Here is a 15,465-nt window from a genome sequence, read left to right as displayed (position 1 = left end):
CCTGACCCTAGGCTAAGCTGTCGAACGCCGTTGGCGTAATGAGACCGCAACCAGAGTCAAAAACTTCGCCACATGGTTTTCCACGGTTGCGGCCGCTGGCGTGCCGCTGCGGAGACAGGCCTGCTCGTGCTAGCTCAAGACGTGAGGCGATTGTTCAACCTCACCCTGCAAACCCCCACCTTGTTGAACCGTGAGCAAAGCTGCACGACCTCCAAGCGGGAGAGTGAATTGCATAAGCGCAACTTCAATACGCGTCAGCGAGGGATTCAGGGTGTCAACGGGATCCCTCGCTGACGCTTCGGGTTACCAACAACCAATGCCGTCATGCAAAAACGCAGTTCCAAAACGAACGCGTCTGGTCAGGAGCCAACGGTATTGTTTTGCACGCTGGCGCTGCCGGGCTAGCGGACCGGGTCCAGCCCCAGGGCGCGGCGAAGCAGTCCGATTTGCCCGGCGTGAATGTGTTCGTGTAGCGGACAAAACAGGACGGCGCCCAATTTGATCGGGTACACCGCGTAGGGCATGTCGACCGCCTCAAACAGCGTTTCGATACTGACGCGATCGAGTTCTTCGAGGCTCGATTCAAAGACTCGGTTGAGCCGCTCTTTCAGGGCTTCCGGTGTGGGTTGGCCTGCTGGATCGGCATTGGGAATCGAGCTCCGTCCATAGGCTTTGCGGAACTTGCCGGGAATCAACTCCAGATCCTCCGGTTGGCGGCCGCGCAGACGAAACATCAGCAATCCGTATTGGCTGACCGTCAGGTGTCCGACCTGCCAAGCCAAGTTCGATGGCAAACCGGCTGGAATCGTGTACCAGTGCTCAGTCGGCGTGGCGTCGAGTAACTGCAGGGTGTAGTCGCGGGCGAAACGGATTTGGCCGATCGCCGCGCTCAGCATTGCGGCTGCCGCGTCGGCCGACGGTAAGGTGGGATTGGTTTGGTTCATGCGGGAATGATAACAAACCCACGTTAGTAAACCCCAGCCCGACAGCATCCTACCCCGTTTTCTTCTTGTTCGGTGTTCGTTCAGTTGCTGCCGAACTGTTGTTTTTGCCACGTGGTTGGCGAGCCGGTTTCGCAACCAAGCGGATTTCCGGCAACGCGATCCGCCCGCCGTGGAACGTCCGACGCCCGTCAATCGTGTGGTCAAACACAAACACCCCCGCTGTCGCGCCCGACCGCGGCGAGACTCGCAAGATCGCCGGCTGGTCGCACTGATTGCAACGGACACGCAAACCATGACTGTCCAGCATCGTCTGGATCGAGTGGGCCAACTCGCGATTGGCCTCTAGTGATCCCAGTGAACGCCCCGCCATTTGCCCCAGTTCGGCTTGGATCGCCAAGCGGATTTCGCGCTGCAGCCGGTTCAGACTGCGGTTTAGATCACCCAGTATCGCCTTGGTAGAGGCCTCGTCAGGCGGAGATTGTCCAGCTGGATTTGCTGGCAAAGACGGCGAAACAGGGGTTTTCCCCACAGCGGGTGTGTCCCCGGTGGCATCGTCGTCGGTCGGCTGGGAAGGTCGTTGATCCATTTGTGTAGACAATCATATACAAACTGTATAAACTGTCGAGTCGAATCGCCGAAACCGATGCATGATGTCAAGGTCGACGTGGAAACAGGGCTTCGATTTCAGTACTGTCCCCAGACAACCTGCGTTTTGTCTGTTCCTTACCGCCGTTCCCCTTCTGATCTATGTCGGTCAATCAACAAACCGTCGAAGAAACCAAGGCTCAGATTCGAGGCTTGGTCAATGAGATTGCGGCGCTCGCCAAGAGTGGAGCGACCGCTGAAGAGTTCTATCCGGAATTGCTGGGCCGGGTGATCACAGCGTTGGCCGCTGCCGGTGGAGCGATCTGGCTGTTGGACGACGACAAGCAACTGAAGCTGCAATACCAGATCAATGCCGAGCCGTCGATCTTGTCGCCCGACAGCGATGATGCGGTCCGTCACTCGCGGCTGATCAGCCGCGCGGCCAATGCGGGCCAATCCTTGTTGGTTCCGCCTTACAGTGGCACCACCGATGGCGATGCCGAGGGCAACCCGACCCGTTATCTATTGGTCTTAGGGGCGCTGGCCCATGACGGGCACAGCGACGGCTTGATCGAAGTCTTTCAGCGGCCTGACACGGCTCCGGAAACGCAGCGTGGCTACCTGCGGTTTTTGGAACAGATGTGTTCGCTGGCGGCGGAGTGGCTGCGCAGTCAAAAACTACGTTCGTTGGGTGATCGGCAAACGCTGTGGCAACAGGCCGACTCCTTCGCACGTGCGGCGCACGAATCACTGGATCTAAAAGAGACCGCCTTTGTCATCGCCAACGAGGGGCGTCGCTTGATCGGCTGTGATCGCGTGAGCGTGGCGATCAAAAAGGGCCGCAAGTGCGTGGTCGAAGCGATCAGCGGTCAAGACACCATCGAAAACCGTTCCAATATTGTTTCGGCGCTGAACAAACTGGCGACACGTGTGTGTGCGGCTGGCGAACCGTTGTATCACGACGGGGCGACGGAGGATTTGCCGCCTCAGATCGAAGAGGCGTTGGAGGATTACGTCGACCAGTCGTATGGACGAAACATTGCCGTGCTGCCGCTGCGTGGTCCGCAGCGCAAGTTAGGTGCGGAAGAGGAAAGTGGAGCGGCGGGCGAGATCGATCGTGACGACGCGCACCGCGGGGAAGTCATCGGCGCTTTGATCGTCGAGCAGATCGAAACCGATATCCCACAGGCCATTTTTCGCCAACGATGCGATTTGGTTTACGAGCACGGAGCACGAGCGATTGCCAATTCGCAGGCGCATAGCAATTTGTTCTTGATGCCTCTCTGGCGAGCATTGGGCCGTGCGACCTGGATTTTGCGGGCGCGAACACTACCCAAGACCCTGGGCATCGTCGCCTTGATTGCCGCCGCAGTGGTCGGGCTGACACTGGTTCAAAAGGATTTCAATCTGTCAGCCGAAGGAACCCTGGAACCCACGATTCGTCGTCAGGTGTTTGCCGCGATCGATGGCGAAGTGATCGAGGTATTGGTCCAACGAAACAGCAAAGTCACTCAAGACCAACCGCTGGTGCGACTGCGCAATCCACAGATCGACATTCAATTGGAAGAGCTTCAGGGCCAGTTGCAGACCACGTTGGCCGAGCTACGAAAAGTCAAAGGTCAGCAGTTCGGTCAGCTTGAGCCGGCCGACATGCGGGCGCTGCAGGGGCAGGAGTTCGAGTTGGAGACCAAGCTTGTTTCGTTAAAGAAAAAGCTCGAGCTGCAAAAAGCGCGTGAGGCACAGCTGACCATTCGATCGCCGATTGATGGCGTGGTCACGACCTGGGACGTCGAGGAAACACTACGTAGCCGACCGATCATGACCGGTCAGGTGTTGATGGAGGTTGCTGACCTGTCCAAGCCGTACTCGCTGAAGTTGGAGTTGCCCGAGAAGCGTGAGGGTCACTTGGACACGTATTTGAAAAAGGTCGGTGAGGCGTCGGATTTGACAGTGACCTATATCTTGGCCACCGATCCGACAATGGACTCGTTGGATGCGACGTTGCCGATTGCCAACATTTCACATCGCGCCGAAACGCACGATGAACATGGGGCAGTGATCGAAATGGAAGCGCTGCCGGATCAGAAACCGCTCCTCGAATTATCGCCCAGTCCGGGGGCTTCGGTGATTGCCAAAGTCCATTGTGGACGGGCTTCGAGCGGCTTTGTGTTCTTCCATGAAATCTACGAATGGCTTTGCAAGTTCTTCTTTTAATCAACGAATCGTCAGATGTTTAAACAAAATGCATTTCTGATCGGCAGTTGTGTCGGGCTGTTGCTCGCTCTGGCCGTTGAAGTCGCGCCCGCAGTGGCACAGACCGGTGCGTCGCCATCGCTGTCGACATTGCCATCGACCACCAGCAACCAGGACGGGGTATTGGTGGAGGGCTGTATGGTGCGTTACATCAACAAGACTCAGGTGCCATCGGAATCTCAAGGCAAACTGACCGAGTTAAAAGTCGAAGAGGGCATGACGATCAAAAAGGGCGATGTCATCGCCGTGGTCGATGCCAAGCAGGCTCGATTGGCACTGCGGATGAAAAAGGCCGAAGAGTTGGTCGCCAAGCTGAACGCCCAAAACGACGTCAATAAACGGGACGCAATCGCTAGCGAGGAGATCGCAGCGGCGGAGGCCAAGACGTACGACGAGTTGTATGAAAAAGGCGCCGCACCCTATTGGGAGATGCGCAAGAAGCAGGCCGAAGCGGATCGCGCGAAATTGCGAATCACGTTGGCCGAATTGAATGAAGACACCGCGATGGCCGAGTATTTAGGCAAACAGATCGGCAGTGAATTGGCGGAAACCGACATCGAGATGCGCACCATTCGGGCGGATTTTGATGCCTTCGTCGAAAAACGGGTCGCCCAGTTGGGTGAATGGGTGCAACCGGGCAGCCCGATCGTGGAACTCGTGCAGATGGATGAAGTGCGGGTCGAAGGGTTCATCGACGCTCTTAACTATGCCGGCCAGGTCAGCAGAGGTGCTCCGGTGGAAGTCCTGGTCACCGTCGGTGGTTCGAGTACTCGACCGGTGACAAAACGATTTAATGGCGTGATTGATTACGTCAGCACGGAACTTGACCTCAAGCAACGGCATCGTATCTGGGTTCGAGTTGTGAACGAACGTGTCGGAGACGGTTGGCTGATCATGCCCGGGATGGCCGCGACGTTGCAGATCAGTCCCTCGACGCCGTAACCTTTTTTAACACGCCTCCCTGTGGTTCTACGAACGTCGATTCGCCGGTTCTGAGATTTTTGAAACCCTATGGCTACTCTTGCCGAATCCCTTGTTAGCAGTTCGTCTCGTGCACTCACCGTGCGCAAGCGTCCTGATTTGGTGTCCAGTCGACACCGCTATCAAGGGACCGGGTATTGGGTGATCAAAGAACCGGTGGGGCTGCAATACTTTCGTTTTCATGACGAGGAGTATTTCATTCTGAACATGCTGGACGGGCATGTCAGTTTGCAACAGATCAAAGACGGTTTCGAACAACGTTTCGCGCCGCAAAAGATCACCTTCGGCGACTTGCAGCAGTTCATCGGCATGCTGCACCGCAGCGGATTGGTGATCAGTAATTCGCCGGGTCAAGGCAAGGCATTGCGGCATCGCGGTCGCAAGAAAAAGAACAAAGAGACGATGGGGAAATTCACCAACGTCTTTGCATTGCGATTTCGTGGCTTTGATCCCGAGCGAATCCTGAATGCGATCTTGCCATGGTTGGGGTGGGTGTTCACCGTCCCGGCATTGCTGTTTTTCATCGGGTTGATGATCTGTGCGTCAATGTTGTTGGCGACGCAGTACGAAACCGTTTATGCAAGATTGCCAACGTTCCAGCAGTTTTTTGCTGCCGACCGCTGGATTATTTTGGCTGCGACGATGGGCATCGTCAAAGTGCTGCATGAATTCGGACACGGATTGAGTTGCAAGAAATTCGGCGGCGAATGCCACGAAATCGGATTCATGTTGTTGGTGTTCACTCCCTGCTTGTATTGCAACGTGTCCGATTCTTGGATGTTGCCCAACAAGTGGAAACGCGTTTGGATCGGCGCCGGCGGGATCTATGTGGAAATGATTTTGGCGTCGTTAGCAGCGTTCGTTTGGTTCTTTACCGAATCCGGGACGACGCTGAACGATTTGTGTTTGAACATGATGTTTTTGAACGTCGTCAGCACCGTGTTGGTCAACGGGAACCCGCTGCTGCGTTTCGACGGTTACTACATTTTGATGGACATGTTGGAGATCCCCAATCTTCGACAAAAGAGCACCGAAGTGCTGAAGCGATGGTTTCAAAAAACATGTTTGGGTTTGGAACTGCAAGACGATCCGTTTCTGCCGACGCGGGGGCGGATTTGGTTTGCCATGTTCACGATCGCCAGCGTGATCTATCGCTGGGTGGTTGTGTTTTCGATTTGCTGGTTCGTGATCAAAGTGCTCGAACCCTATGGACTAGAAGTGATCGGGCGAATGGTCGCGATCGTCGGTTTTGCGGGCTTGGTGGCTCAACCCGTGATTCAAACATGGAAGTTCTGTCGAACTCCTGGGAGACTTTCAAAAGTGAAACGATTAAATGTGGCGATCTCATTGGCCATCGCGGCGGCGGTTGCTTCGGCGGTCTGCTACATCCCGCTGCCGCACCACGTTGATTGCGCCTTTGAAATTCGGCCGACCGAGGCCGGGCGGGTGTATGCGGGTAGTTCCGGCCAGATCATCAAAACCGTCTCGCCGGGCCAGCGGGTCGCTGCCGGCGATACCATCGCATTGTTGAAAAATCCTGATCTGGAAATGCGAATGCAGGATCTAAAGATCGAGGAGGCGGTGGCGAACATTCAGCTGGAAAATCTGGGCAAGCGAATGTTCGGCGATCGCAGTTTGGCCGGGCAGTTGGAAACCCAGCAGGAGATTTTGGACTCGGTCCGCCAGATGAAGAAAAAGACTCAAATTGAAATCGATCGACTGACGATTGTTTCGCCCATCAGCGGCGTGGTGATTCCGCCGCCGCGCCGTCCCCATCGCGATAGCGGCGACGGGCAATTGCCAACCTGGTCCGGTTCTCCGCTGGACACCTACAATCGTGGCGCGATGTTAACGTCCGAGGATCTGTTGTGCGAAATTGGTGACGAAGACGATTTCGAGGCGATTCTGGCAATCGATCAGGGCGACGTGCAATTGGTCCGCGAGGGCCAAACCGTGGACATGAAATTGGATTCCCGGCGGTTGGAGACGTTCTCGGGTGAGATCAGCGAGAAATCTCGCGAACCGCTGCGGATGACGTCGACGTCGATGTCCAGTCAAACCGGCAGCGATCTGCAAACCGAAATCGATCCGGCCACCGGCCAGGTCAAACCACGCAGCGTGACCTATCAAGCTCGCGTGCCGCTGAAAGTACTGCCGACCGATCTGCCGATGCGGCCGGGATATCGAGGCAGCGCCAAAGTGCATGTCGACCCCAAATCGTTGGGGCAACGATTATGGCGCGTGATTTCACAAACCTTCAATTTCGAGTTTTAGTTCGGTCATGCAACTTGTGTCGTCTGGCCGATGGAGCACTTCTACGCCAGCGATTGTTTTTCCTCTTTTCACGCACTCCGCTGCTTGGATTGAAACCTGAGTCCAAATTCCCTGCCAATTCGTTTTTTTCTGATTTTGTGTCTGTTCACGATTCCCCATCGGCAGCATCGCAAACCTTGAAATCCCCAATTGGCCGTACCGTTTCCCTGTTTTTAGTGATCTCGCCGAAACGTCTTGGCTTCGATCGCGACCTTAACCCCTTGTGGAGAAATCCCTTCGATGGCTGATGAAACCAAGAAACCTGACGCTGCAGCACCTCCGGCCGCACAAGCTCAGACACAACAACCGGTCCAAGTCCAAGTCAATGACGACAATGCATTGGCAACCTACGCGAACTTTTGTCGCGTCACCGGTTCACCGGAAGAGTTGATCGTCGATTTCGGTCTGAACCCACAACCGATCGGTGTGCCCAAAGATCCGATCGAAGTCAAACAACGAATCATCGTGAACTTCTTCACCGCCAAACGTCTGTTGGCTGCATTGCAGATGTCGATCGCGCGTCACGAAGCCGTCTTCGGTGTGTTGGAAACGGACATCAACAAACGGGTCCGTCCCGGATTGGCACAGCAACAGCAAGCTCCCGCGGCGCCTGCTGCAGACAAAAAGTAAGCTGTCGTCTTTGGACGACAAATTGTTTGAAATCCAATAAACCGCGTGCCGCTTTCAAGCTGCACGCGGTTTTTTTGTGTTTGATCGGTTACAACAAATCGAACAACTTTTGCATTCACTTCTCTCCCGGTACGAGCTCCGATCGATGCAATACCCTTTGCAGCTCAGTTTCAAACTGCTGACGTTTGGCCAGCGAATTGTTGCCCGCGATGCGTCAGGCAATATTTTGATGTTCATCAAGCAGAAGATGTTTAAGTTGAAAGAGAAGGTCGAAATCTATAACGACCAGAATCAATCACAATTAATGTTCCGCATCGAAGCCGACCGGGTGATCGATTTTTCGGCCAACTACAGTTTCACCGATGCCTCGGGAAACGAGTGGGGATCGGTGCGTCGCAAAGGCATGCGATCGCTGTGGGCAGCGCACTACCAGGTGATGCAGGACGGCCAGGTGGACATGGAGATCCACGAAGAAAGTCCGATGAAGAAAGTTTTGGAAAGTTTGCTTGGCGAGATCCCGGTGATCGGCTTGGCGGCGGTTTATTTGCTGAACCCCAGCTACATCGTCTCGCGCCCCGATGGCACGCCATTGTTGCGATTGACCAAGAAACCGGCTGTTTTCGAAGGCAAATTTGTGCTGGACAAGCTCAGCGACATGCCCGAGGACGACGAACTGCGGTCTTTGATGGCATTGCTGATGATTGTTTTGCTCGAACGCGGACGGGGCTGAACGGGTGTTACCGTAAAAGGGGGTTTTTGGTCTGTCAGGGCGAAAGCTTCCCCTGTGGGACTACCCTCGGGCTTGATCGCCCGCGATAATGCCCCACACGTTGGCGGGCCCCCGGGCGTTTTGCCTATTCCCTCCAAGTGGTCTGTCGATCAGACCTCGTGCAAGTCCCCCCCTATTCGCTTTCCACAATGTTGGAGATACCACGCATGACTCGTTTGATTATGTCGGTCGCAGTTCTCGGAATGATGTTCGGTTCGGTCGTTTCGGCTGCAGATACCGCCACCGAATGCCTGAAATCGGGCGACGCGATCGGTGCCTTTTACGTCACCAAAGTTGCCGGTGCCGAAGATGATGGCGTCGAAAATGGCCAAGAATTGTGCTATCGATGCAAGTACGGCAAGCGACCGATGGTGATGGTATTTGCCCGTGACACCGGTGGCAAAGTGGACCAATTGGTCAAAGAACTTGATTCGGCCGTTGGTGCCAACAAAGAAGCTCAGCTGAAAAGTTTTGTCACCTTGATCGGTGAAGACGCGTCGGCACTGAAAGAGAATGCGGCTAAGTTCGCCAAAGCCTCGGGCGCTAAAAACGTTCCCGTCGTTGTCGCTCAAGACAATGTCACCGGCCCCACCAGCTACAAAATTGCCAAAGACGCAGCGGTCACAATCATCGTTGCCAACGAAAGTGAAGTCATCGCTTCACACTCGTTCGACAAAGCCGAAAAAGTTGACGTCGCTGCCGTGATGGGCGAAGTCAAAAAGATGCTTAACTAAGGCATCTTGCCTTTCACTGTTGAAACCTTTCAGCGGCACGGCCAATGATCATTGGCCGTGCCGTTTTTTATTGACGGCTGTCCCAGTCCGACGCGTGAAGGGAGTTGCGCTTTCGCGTGGGCATTGGTTTTTGGCAACACGACGGATCCGTCTCCCAACTTCGACCTCCATCCACAGCACATCGCCAATGAACTGGATTCTGTTGAGCATCGTCTCGGCGATCCTGTTGGGGTTTTATGATGGCGCCAAGAAATGGTCGGTGCGTGGCAACGCGGTGCCGATCGTGTTGCTGCTGACCGTTTCGATCGGCGCACTGATCTATCTTCCGCTGATCATTTGGTCTCATTGGGATCCCGATTCGATCGGCTGGAAATTCTTTGTCGTCCAGCCGTTGTCATGGGAGCGTCACGCGTTGATCGCTGCCAAAAGTATATTGGTGGGCGCGTCATGGACGTTTGCCTTTACGGCATTAAAGCATTTGCCGTTGTCGATCGGAGCACCGATTCGCGCGACCAGCCCGTTGTGGACCATTCTGATCGCCATCCTATTTTTTGGTGAGCGGCCGGCTCCACTGCAGTGGCTGGGGATCGCCGTGGTGTTGATCGGATTTTGGCGATTCACGCTTGTCGGTCGCCGCGAGGGCATCCAGTTCACCCGCAACCGCTCGGTCACCTGGATGGTGCTGGCGACCCTGCTGGGAGCCTGTTGCTCGATTTACGACAAATGGTTGTTGCAGTACGCCGCATTTCCGCCGGTCACGCTACAAGCTTGGTTCACCCTCTACCTGGTCCCGGTGATGCTGCCATTGGCTTGTTGGTGGTATTGGAATGATTCGCCGCAGCGACTCGGACGCCACGGCCAGAATTTTCAGTGGCGTCACAGCATCGCGTTGGTCAGCCCGCTATTGATCGTGGCAGACCTGTTTTATTTCGATGCCTTGTCGGATCCCGACGCGATGATCTCGATCGTTTCGGTACTGCGGCGGTGCAGTGTCGTGATCGCACTGGGTTTCGGGGCCAAAGCCCTTAGCGAAGCTAATTTTCGCGCCAAAGCGGCCTGTGTTGCGGTGATTTTGGTCGGGGTCGTGTTGCTGACCTGGAAGTCCTAGTGGTTTTCACGCTGGCATCGCCACTCTATGCTAGACCGATTGTACTGGAACGACTTTTGCCGCGATTCTTCCAACGGGTTTGACCAAGGCGGGCGGTAGGACGCCGCCATTAACGTCCCATGAGCGAGTTTCTGCTTTACTACAAGCGGCCAGACCCCACGACCTGGGTCTATCTGTCATCGTTTCTAACGATCGGGTTGTTCTTTGTGTTCCATCGCTTCTGGAGCGTACGGAACCTGGACATCTTGCTGCTTATTTTGCTAGCACCAGGGTTATTGATGGTGCATGAGGGCCGTCGCCGACATCAGCGCGAGATGGAGACCGGGGAAATCGCGGTCAAACAACAGCTCGAACCGTACAGTGAAGGGCACATTCTGCCGACGCCGCTGCGCGATCAGGCGAATCAACCACCGTCGTTGTCAGCAGCCGCTACGCTGCTGGTCGGGTTGAACGCCACCAACCTGCAAGCTGCCGACGACACTGATGGGCCAGCTGTCCCATCGCAGCCACGCGAAACAGCCTCGCCGGAATCGGTGTCCGACCCTGTGACCGAAGCCAACGGGGAATCGGTCCAGCCGACGATCCAGGAGGAAGCGAATCTGCCACTGGTGACCAATCCCCGAGCGCTTGACGAGCGGCTTGAGGCGACAACCTTGGATCCGGATCAAACCGAAACCGATGCCGAGCTGAGGGCCAAAGGGTTGCAGCGCCGTGGATTCATCATGTTGTTTGTGATCGAAATGTTAATTTTGGTCCGCTTGTTGATCGATCCGCTGATGGTCCGACGCCCACTGCTGGACCCCAATCTGACTGTCGGCGGGATGTATTTCATCAGTATTTCGTTGTTCATTTTTATGATGGCCAACGTTGCCACCAGCACGCCGCGGATGCGTGTTTGGCAGGGACCTGAACTGGGACCGGGATACGCGCTGATGCACCGGTTGCCGACGATCACAACGCGACCGATTAGCCAAGCGGTGGCGGGCGAGGAACCGGCGACGGCCGACGAATTGGATTTGGGCAAACGCAGTTGGACGATCCTGGCCAAAGTCCTGGTGATTTCCGCTCACCTAGCGATCATCGTGGGCATCGTCTTGATCGGAAACCGCCATTTCGGAAATTTGCGCGCCGGGGTCGGTTGCGCGCTGCTGTATTTGATGTTGCCCTACACGGCGCAGATGACCGGGCGGGTTGATCATGCGTTGCCGGCGGCGCTGTTGTTATGGGCGATTTTGACGTACCGGCGTCCGGTGATCGCAGGAATCTTCCTGGGTTTGGCGGCTGGTTTGGTTTATTACCCGCTGTTCCTGTTGCCGCTGTGGTGCAGTTTCTACTGGCAGCGTGGTGTCCGTCGGTTTGCGATCAGTGTGATCGCGACATTGGCGGTTCTGGTACTACTGCTTAGCATCGGCGGTACCGAATCACTGCTCGACCATTTTCGCCGCATGTTCGGTCTGTTTGTACCGACGATGCAGCCGCGCGGCATCTGGGGATTGGGTTGGGATCCCCGCTGGCGTCTGCCGGTGATTGTCGCGTTTGGCATCTTGTGCTCGCTGTTTGCCGCCTGGCCTTCACCCAAGAACCTTGGCACACTGATCGGCTGTTCGGCAGCGGTGATGGTGGCGGCGCAATTCTGGCACGGCTATGGCGGTGGTTTGTACATCGCCTGGTTCTTGCCCCTTCTGCTGCTGACGATCTTTCGCCCCAATCTGCAAGACCGGGTCGCGCTCAAAGTGGTTCACCGCGGATCTTACAACACCCCGCGCCGGTCGGATGTCGGCCGGTCCGATTCGGCCGGTGGAATTCAGACGGTTTAGAAAGCGATTAAAGCGACAATGGCAGATTCTCAGTCGAGTCAGCGTTTGGATGATTCCGCGGCGACACGTTACCAACAATTGCTCCAGGCGTCCGAGCAGCGACTGGGGCAATTGCGGGCCCGTGACGGCAGCTATGCAATGGTCCGGCTGGTGTTGTTCGCAGCCGCGTTGCTGGTGTTGTCGTTTGCATTTTTCGCGGAAGCTGGCATCGTCGTGTGGCTGGTCGGAGCGGCCCTGTTCGTCGCGTTCTTAATCGCCGCGATCTTAAATGAACCGGTTCGCGACGCGATGCTGCAGGAACAAGAGTCCACCAAGGTGACCAAGCGTTTGATCGCGCGCCTGCAGCGGGACTGGGATGCATTGGAATGGAGCGCCGCCCGCAAACAATTGAAGACGGTTGAATTGGCCGAGCATCAAAAAGATGTGGCGGACGACTTGGATCTATTGGGCAAGAGCTCGCTTTTTCAGTTCGTGTCGATGGCTGGGACGACAATCGGTGTGCGGACCTTGGCCCGCTGGCTGACCGGAACAGCGGATGCGGAAATTGCCGTCGATCGCAGCGCGGCGATCAAGCGATTGGCACCGCGCCGAGAGCAACGGTTTCGATTCTACTCGTTGGCTTCGCATGTCGGATCAGGGACCGGTGATCCCGACGAATTCATTCGTTGGACACAAGGCGAATCGTGGTTGGACAAGAATCGTTGGGTGCTGTCGCTGGCCAATCTGACCGCGGTGCTTGCCGCGCTGGCCCTGGTCGTGTTGGTGGCTTCTCGGTTTGGAGTCGTCCCCACCTTGGTGGCCCAGATCGCACTTGCGGTTTTGGTCATCATCATGCTGACCAACATGGTGATCACCAGCGTGATGCTGGGCCCGGTGCATCAGATTTTTTCGGTTGCGATGTCCAGTCGCGATTCAGTCGACCAGTATCGAGAACTTTTTTCGGCAGCCGAATGGTTGAAAGACGATCAGGTACCGGCGGTCGAACTCGCGGGGCGAAAACCGGGTGGCCGATTGCAGCATCTTCAGGATGTATTGCTGGATGATCCCACGCATTCGGCGCGTCAGGGGATGAATGCTCTGCAGCATGTCGCCACGCTGGGGGCGCTGCGTTCCTCGGCGTCGACATTCTTGTTGTATTTGCCGCTGCAGGCCTTCGCGCTGTGGGACGTTCGTGTGTTGGCAAAACTGGAGCAGTGGCAACGGGAATATCGTGACTCGGTCCCCGGTTGGTTTGATGCCTTTGGCGAACTCGAGGCACTGATGTCTTTGGCGGCGGTTTGCGACGAAAACCCGACCTGGGTGTTTCCCAGTTGGTCGACCGAATCCAGCTCGGGGAATTTTCGTTCGACAGGGTTGGGCCATCCGTTGCTGAGCGATTCTGCACGGGTGTGCAATGACGTTTCGATCGGTCCGGCCGGGACGGTGTTGTTGGTCACCGGTAGCAACATGTCGGGAAAGAGCACGATGTTGCGCAGTGTCGGGTTGAACGTGGCGTTGGCAGGGGCCGGTTCCCCGGTTTGTGCGACACAGTTGGAACTGCCATCGATCGAGTTGGCGACCAGTATTCGCGTTCGCGATAATTTGGCCGAAGGCGTTTCGTTTTACATGGCCGAGTTGCAGCGGTTAAAAGGCGTTGTCGATCGCGCCCGTGCCCTGGCCGATGATCCGCACCGAGTCTCGCTGTTCCTGTTGGACGAAATTCTGCAGGGCACCAACTCGCGGGAACGCCAAATCGCGGTGACTCAGGTGTTGCGTCATTTGATCGATTGCGGTGCAATCGGTGCCATCAGCACACATGATTTGGAACTTGCCGACGAACCAGAACTGCAAGCGGTTTCCGAGATCGTGCATTTTCGCGAAACCATTCATCCCGATGCCGATGGCCACGAACAAATGACCTTCGACTACCAAATGCGCCAGGGTGTTAGCCCGACAACCAACGCGCTGCGGTTGTTGGAAATTGTCGGCTTGTGAGGGCGACGAGAAGACGGTGACTGTGCGTGAAGTGGCACTGGCCCGAGGGGGCGTTGCCCGCTTGGCGTTCGGGCGAACGCCGTCACGCCACTGTGCCACGATACCCACTGCGCAGCCGCGTCAGTCTATTTGGCTAAAGGTTGCCTGTAATACTGGCACCGGATTGTCGGGAGAGCCAGAATTGCCAACGGAAACAGTGGGTGGACCCGTGACGTCCTCACCGCACTCAAAGTCGAACTCCCCGGGTTCAAAATCAATCGGGATCCGGCATCGAGCGGGTTCGATTCGGTTCAGTTTCCAGTCCAGTCGCCGCAGCCAGGACAGGGACCGCTCCCAGGCCTGGATCGTTTCGTAGATGCGGACTGTCACCGGCTGATCGGGTTCTCGCATTTCGGCCAATACAGTCAATGCACCACTCGGAGACCCATTCAAAAGCAATGCCATGGCAAAGTTGCGTTTGCACAGATTGCTGATATCAGATCGTTCGCTGATGTTTCCCGCCGCCAAAACAAACTGGCGGAAAACCACCAGTGCTTCGTCGTAGCGGCCAAGCCGCATCAAACAAACACCCAGTGTGTTGCGAATTGATGTTCCGTTGCCGGACGACTGCAGTAGTTTTGCCGCTGATTGGTAGTCGCCTTTTCTGATCAGGCTGGCGGACCGGGTCAGCGCTGCGGGCAGTGAGGGTGCCGTGGTGGTCGAGCGTTGTTTGGGAAACTTTGATGGAGCAGAGAGGGGATTTCTGGTGGCGTGGTTCTTGGCGCGCATAGACATCGGTTGACTCGTTTAGAAGGGAGCAATTGCAAGGTTGGAAACAGATCGAAATCGAAAACATCGATCTGTCTAAATCTGCAATCGCACCTGCATGTCCACGAGCGTGGTTGGCTCAACCGCTGTTGGCTTGACGCTGGCGAGCCTGTGACGGAAATGAAACCGAATGAGTTCCCGTCTGGAGACGAACGCAGCGTCGAAATCCGCTGGTGACAGTGGCTCGAAAGGGTTCTCAGCGATTCGGCTGCTTTGGCATACCGGACGGCATACGTTTAGCGTCGCGTTGTGGTCAGAGCTGACAGCCGACGTACCAAACGCAATTTCCCGGGTGTTGCTGAGAGCGGTGCCGGCGGACCAGGGTGGCAACTGGGCAATCGCAATGGCGAAAATCACCGGGATCAGCCACTGTCGACAGACAATACGGCACCCTCGCGGCAGGATCGCTGTGAGTGCAAGATCGCTAGGGAGTTTCCGGCGGGTCATCAGGTCAGTGACGATTCGTTTGCCAGTTGGGTGGCCAAAACGTGATGAGAATCAAATGCGATCGCGCAGGGTGTCAATCAACGATTCAATTATCGGATCAATC

General features: G+C 56.0%; 12 protein-coding genes. 9 read left to right on the top strand and 3 right to left on the bottom strand.

Annotated features, from left to right (window positions below; all coding sequences use genetic code 11):
• Window positions 1-401 precede the first annotated feature (401 nt).
• Both NHH03_RS19110 and NHH03_RS19105 read right to left on the bottom strand, forming a co-directional pair.
• On the bottom strand, window positions 402-944 hold the full coding sequence (locus NHH03_RS19110) for a DinB family protein (protein ID WP_253158614.1): 543 nt from the start codon (window positions 942-944) through the stop codon (window positions 402-404).
• A 49-nt stretch (window positions 945-993) separates the two neighbouring features.
• Window positions 994-1,530 (bottom strand): hypothetical protein, encoded by a 537-nt coding sequence (locus NHH03_RS19105; protein ID WP_253158612.1) that lies wholly within the window; start codon window positions 1,528-1,530, stop codon window positions 994-996.
• 161 nt (window positions 1,531-1,691) lie between these two features.
• Between NHH03_RS19105 and NHH03_RS19100 the strand changes: the two genes are divergently transcribed.
• From NHH03_RS19100 to NHH03_RS19060, 9 genes are all read left to right on the top strand, one after another.
• A complete protein-coding gene (locus NHH03_RS19100; protein WP_253158610.1) occupies window positions 1,692-3,743 on the top strand; it encodes an efflux RND transporter periplasmic adaptor subunit in 2,052 nt (683 codons plus the stop codon).
• Between the two features lie 15 nt (window positions 3,744-3,758).
• Window positions 3,759-4,724, top strand: a complete 966-nt coding sequence (locus NHH03_RS19095) for an efflux RND transporter periplasmic adaptor subunit (protein WP_253158608.1) — start codon at window positions 3,759-3,761, stop codon at window positions 4,722-4,724.
• Between the two features lie 69 nt (window positions 4,725-4,793).
• Window positions 4,794-7,037 carry an HlyD family efflux transporter periplasmic adaptor subunit gene (locus NHH03_RS19090; protein ID WP_253158606.1) on the top strand — a complete coding sequence of 748 codons (2,244 nt, stop codon included), beginning with the start codon at window positions 4,794-4,796 and terminating at the stop codon, window positions 7,035-7,037.
• Between the two features lie 279 nt (window positions 7,038-7,316).
• On the top strand, window positions 7,317-7,706 hold the full coding sequence (locus NHH03_RS19085) for a DUF3467 domain-containing protein (RefSeq protein ID WP_253158604.1): 390 nt from the start codon (window positions 7,317-7,319) through the stop codon (window positions 7,704-7,706).
• Between the two features lie 145 nt (window positions 7,707-7,851).
• Complete coding sequence (locus NHH03_RS19080; protein WP_253158603.1) at window positions 7,852-8,436, top strand: hypothetical protein; 585 nt, start codon at window positions 7,852-7,854, stop codon at window positions 8,434-8,436.
• Between the two features lie 206 nt (window positions 8,437-8,642).
• On the top strand, window positions 8,643-9,209 hold the full coding sequence (locus NHH03_RS19075) for a hypothetical protein (protein ID WP_253158601.1): 567 nt from the start codon (window positions 8,643-8,645) through the stop codon (window positions 9,207-9,209).
• 187 nt (window positions 9,210-9,396) lie between these two features.
• Window positions 9,397-10,317, top strand: a complete 921-nt coding sequence (locus NHH03_RS19070; protein WP_253158599.1) for an EamA family transporter — start codon at window positions 9,397-9,399, stop codon at window positions 10,315-10,317.
• A 119-nt stretch (window positions 10,318-10,436) separates the two neighbouring features.
• The gene (locus NHH03_RS19065) at window positions 10,437-12,134 is read left to right on the top strand and encodes a hypothetical protein (RefSeq protein ID WP_253158597.1); all 1,698 of its coding nucleotides are present in this window, start codon (window positions 10,437-10,439) and stop codon (window positions 12,132-12,134) included.
• Between the two features lie 18 nt (window positions 12,135-12,152).
• Entirely contained in the window at window positions 12,153-14,108 is a 1,956-nt protein-coding gene (locus NHH03_RS19060) for a MutS family DNA mismatch repair protein (RefSeq protein WP_253158595.1), read from the top strand.
• Window positions 14,109-14,228: 120 nt separating this feature from the next.
• On the opposite strand, the gene NHH03_RS19055 is transcribed toward NHH03_RS19060, so the two are convergent.
• On the bottom strand, window positions 14,229-14,882 hold the full coding sequence (locus NHH03_RS19055; protein ID WP_253158593.1) for a tetratricopeptide repeat protein: 654 nt from the start codon (window positions 14,880-14,882) through the stop codon (window positions 14,229-14,231).
• Window positions 14,883-15,465: the final 583 nt, after the last annotated feature.

The organism is Stieleria tagensis, assembly GCF_024129865.1.
Taxonomy (GTDB): domain Bacteria; phylum Planctomycetota; class Planctomycetia; order Pirellulales; family Pirellulaceae; genus Stieleria; species Stieleria tagensis.
Note: the sequence above shows the minus strand (reverse complement) of the source record. Positions and strands in the feature narration are given on the sequence as shown.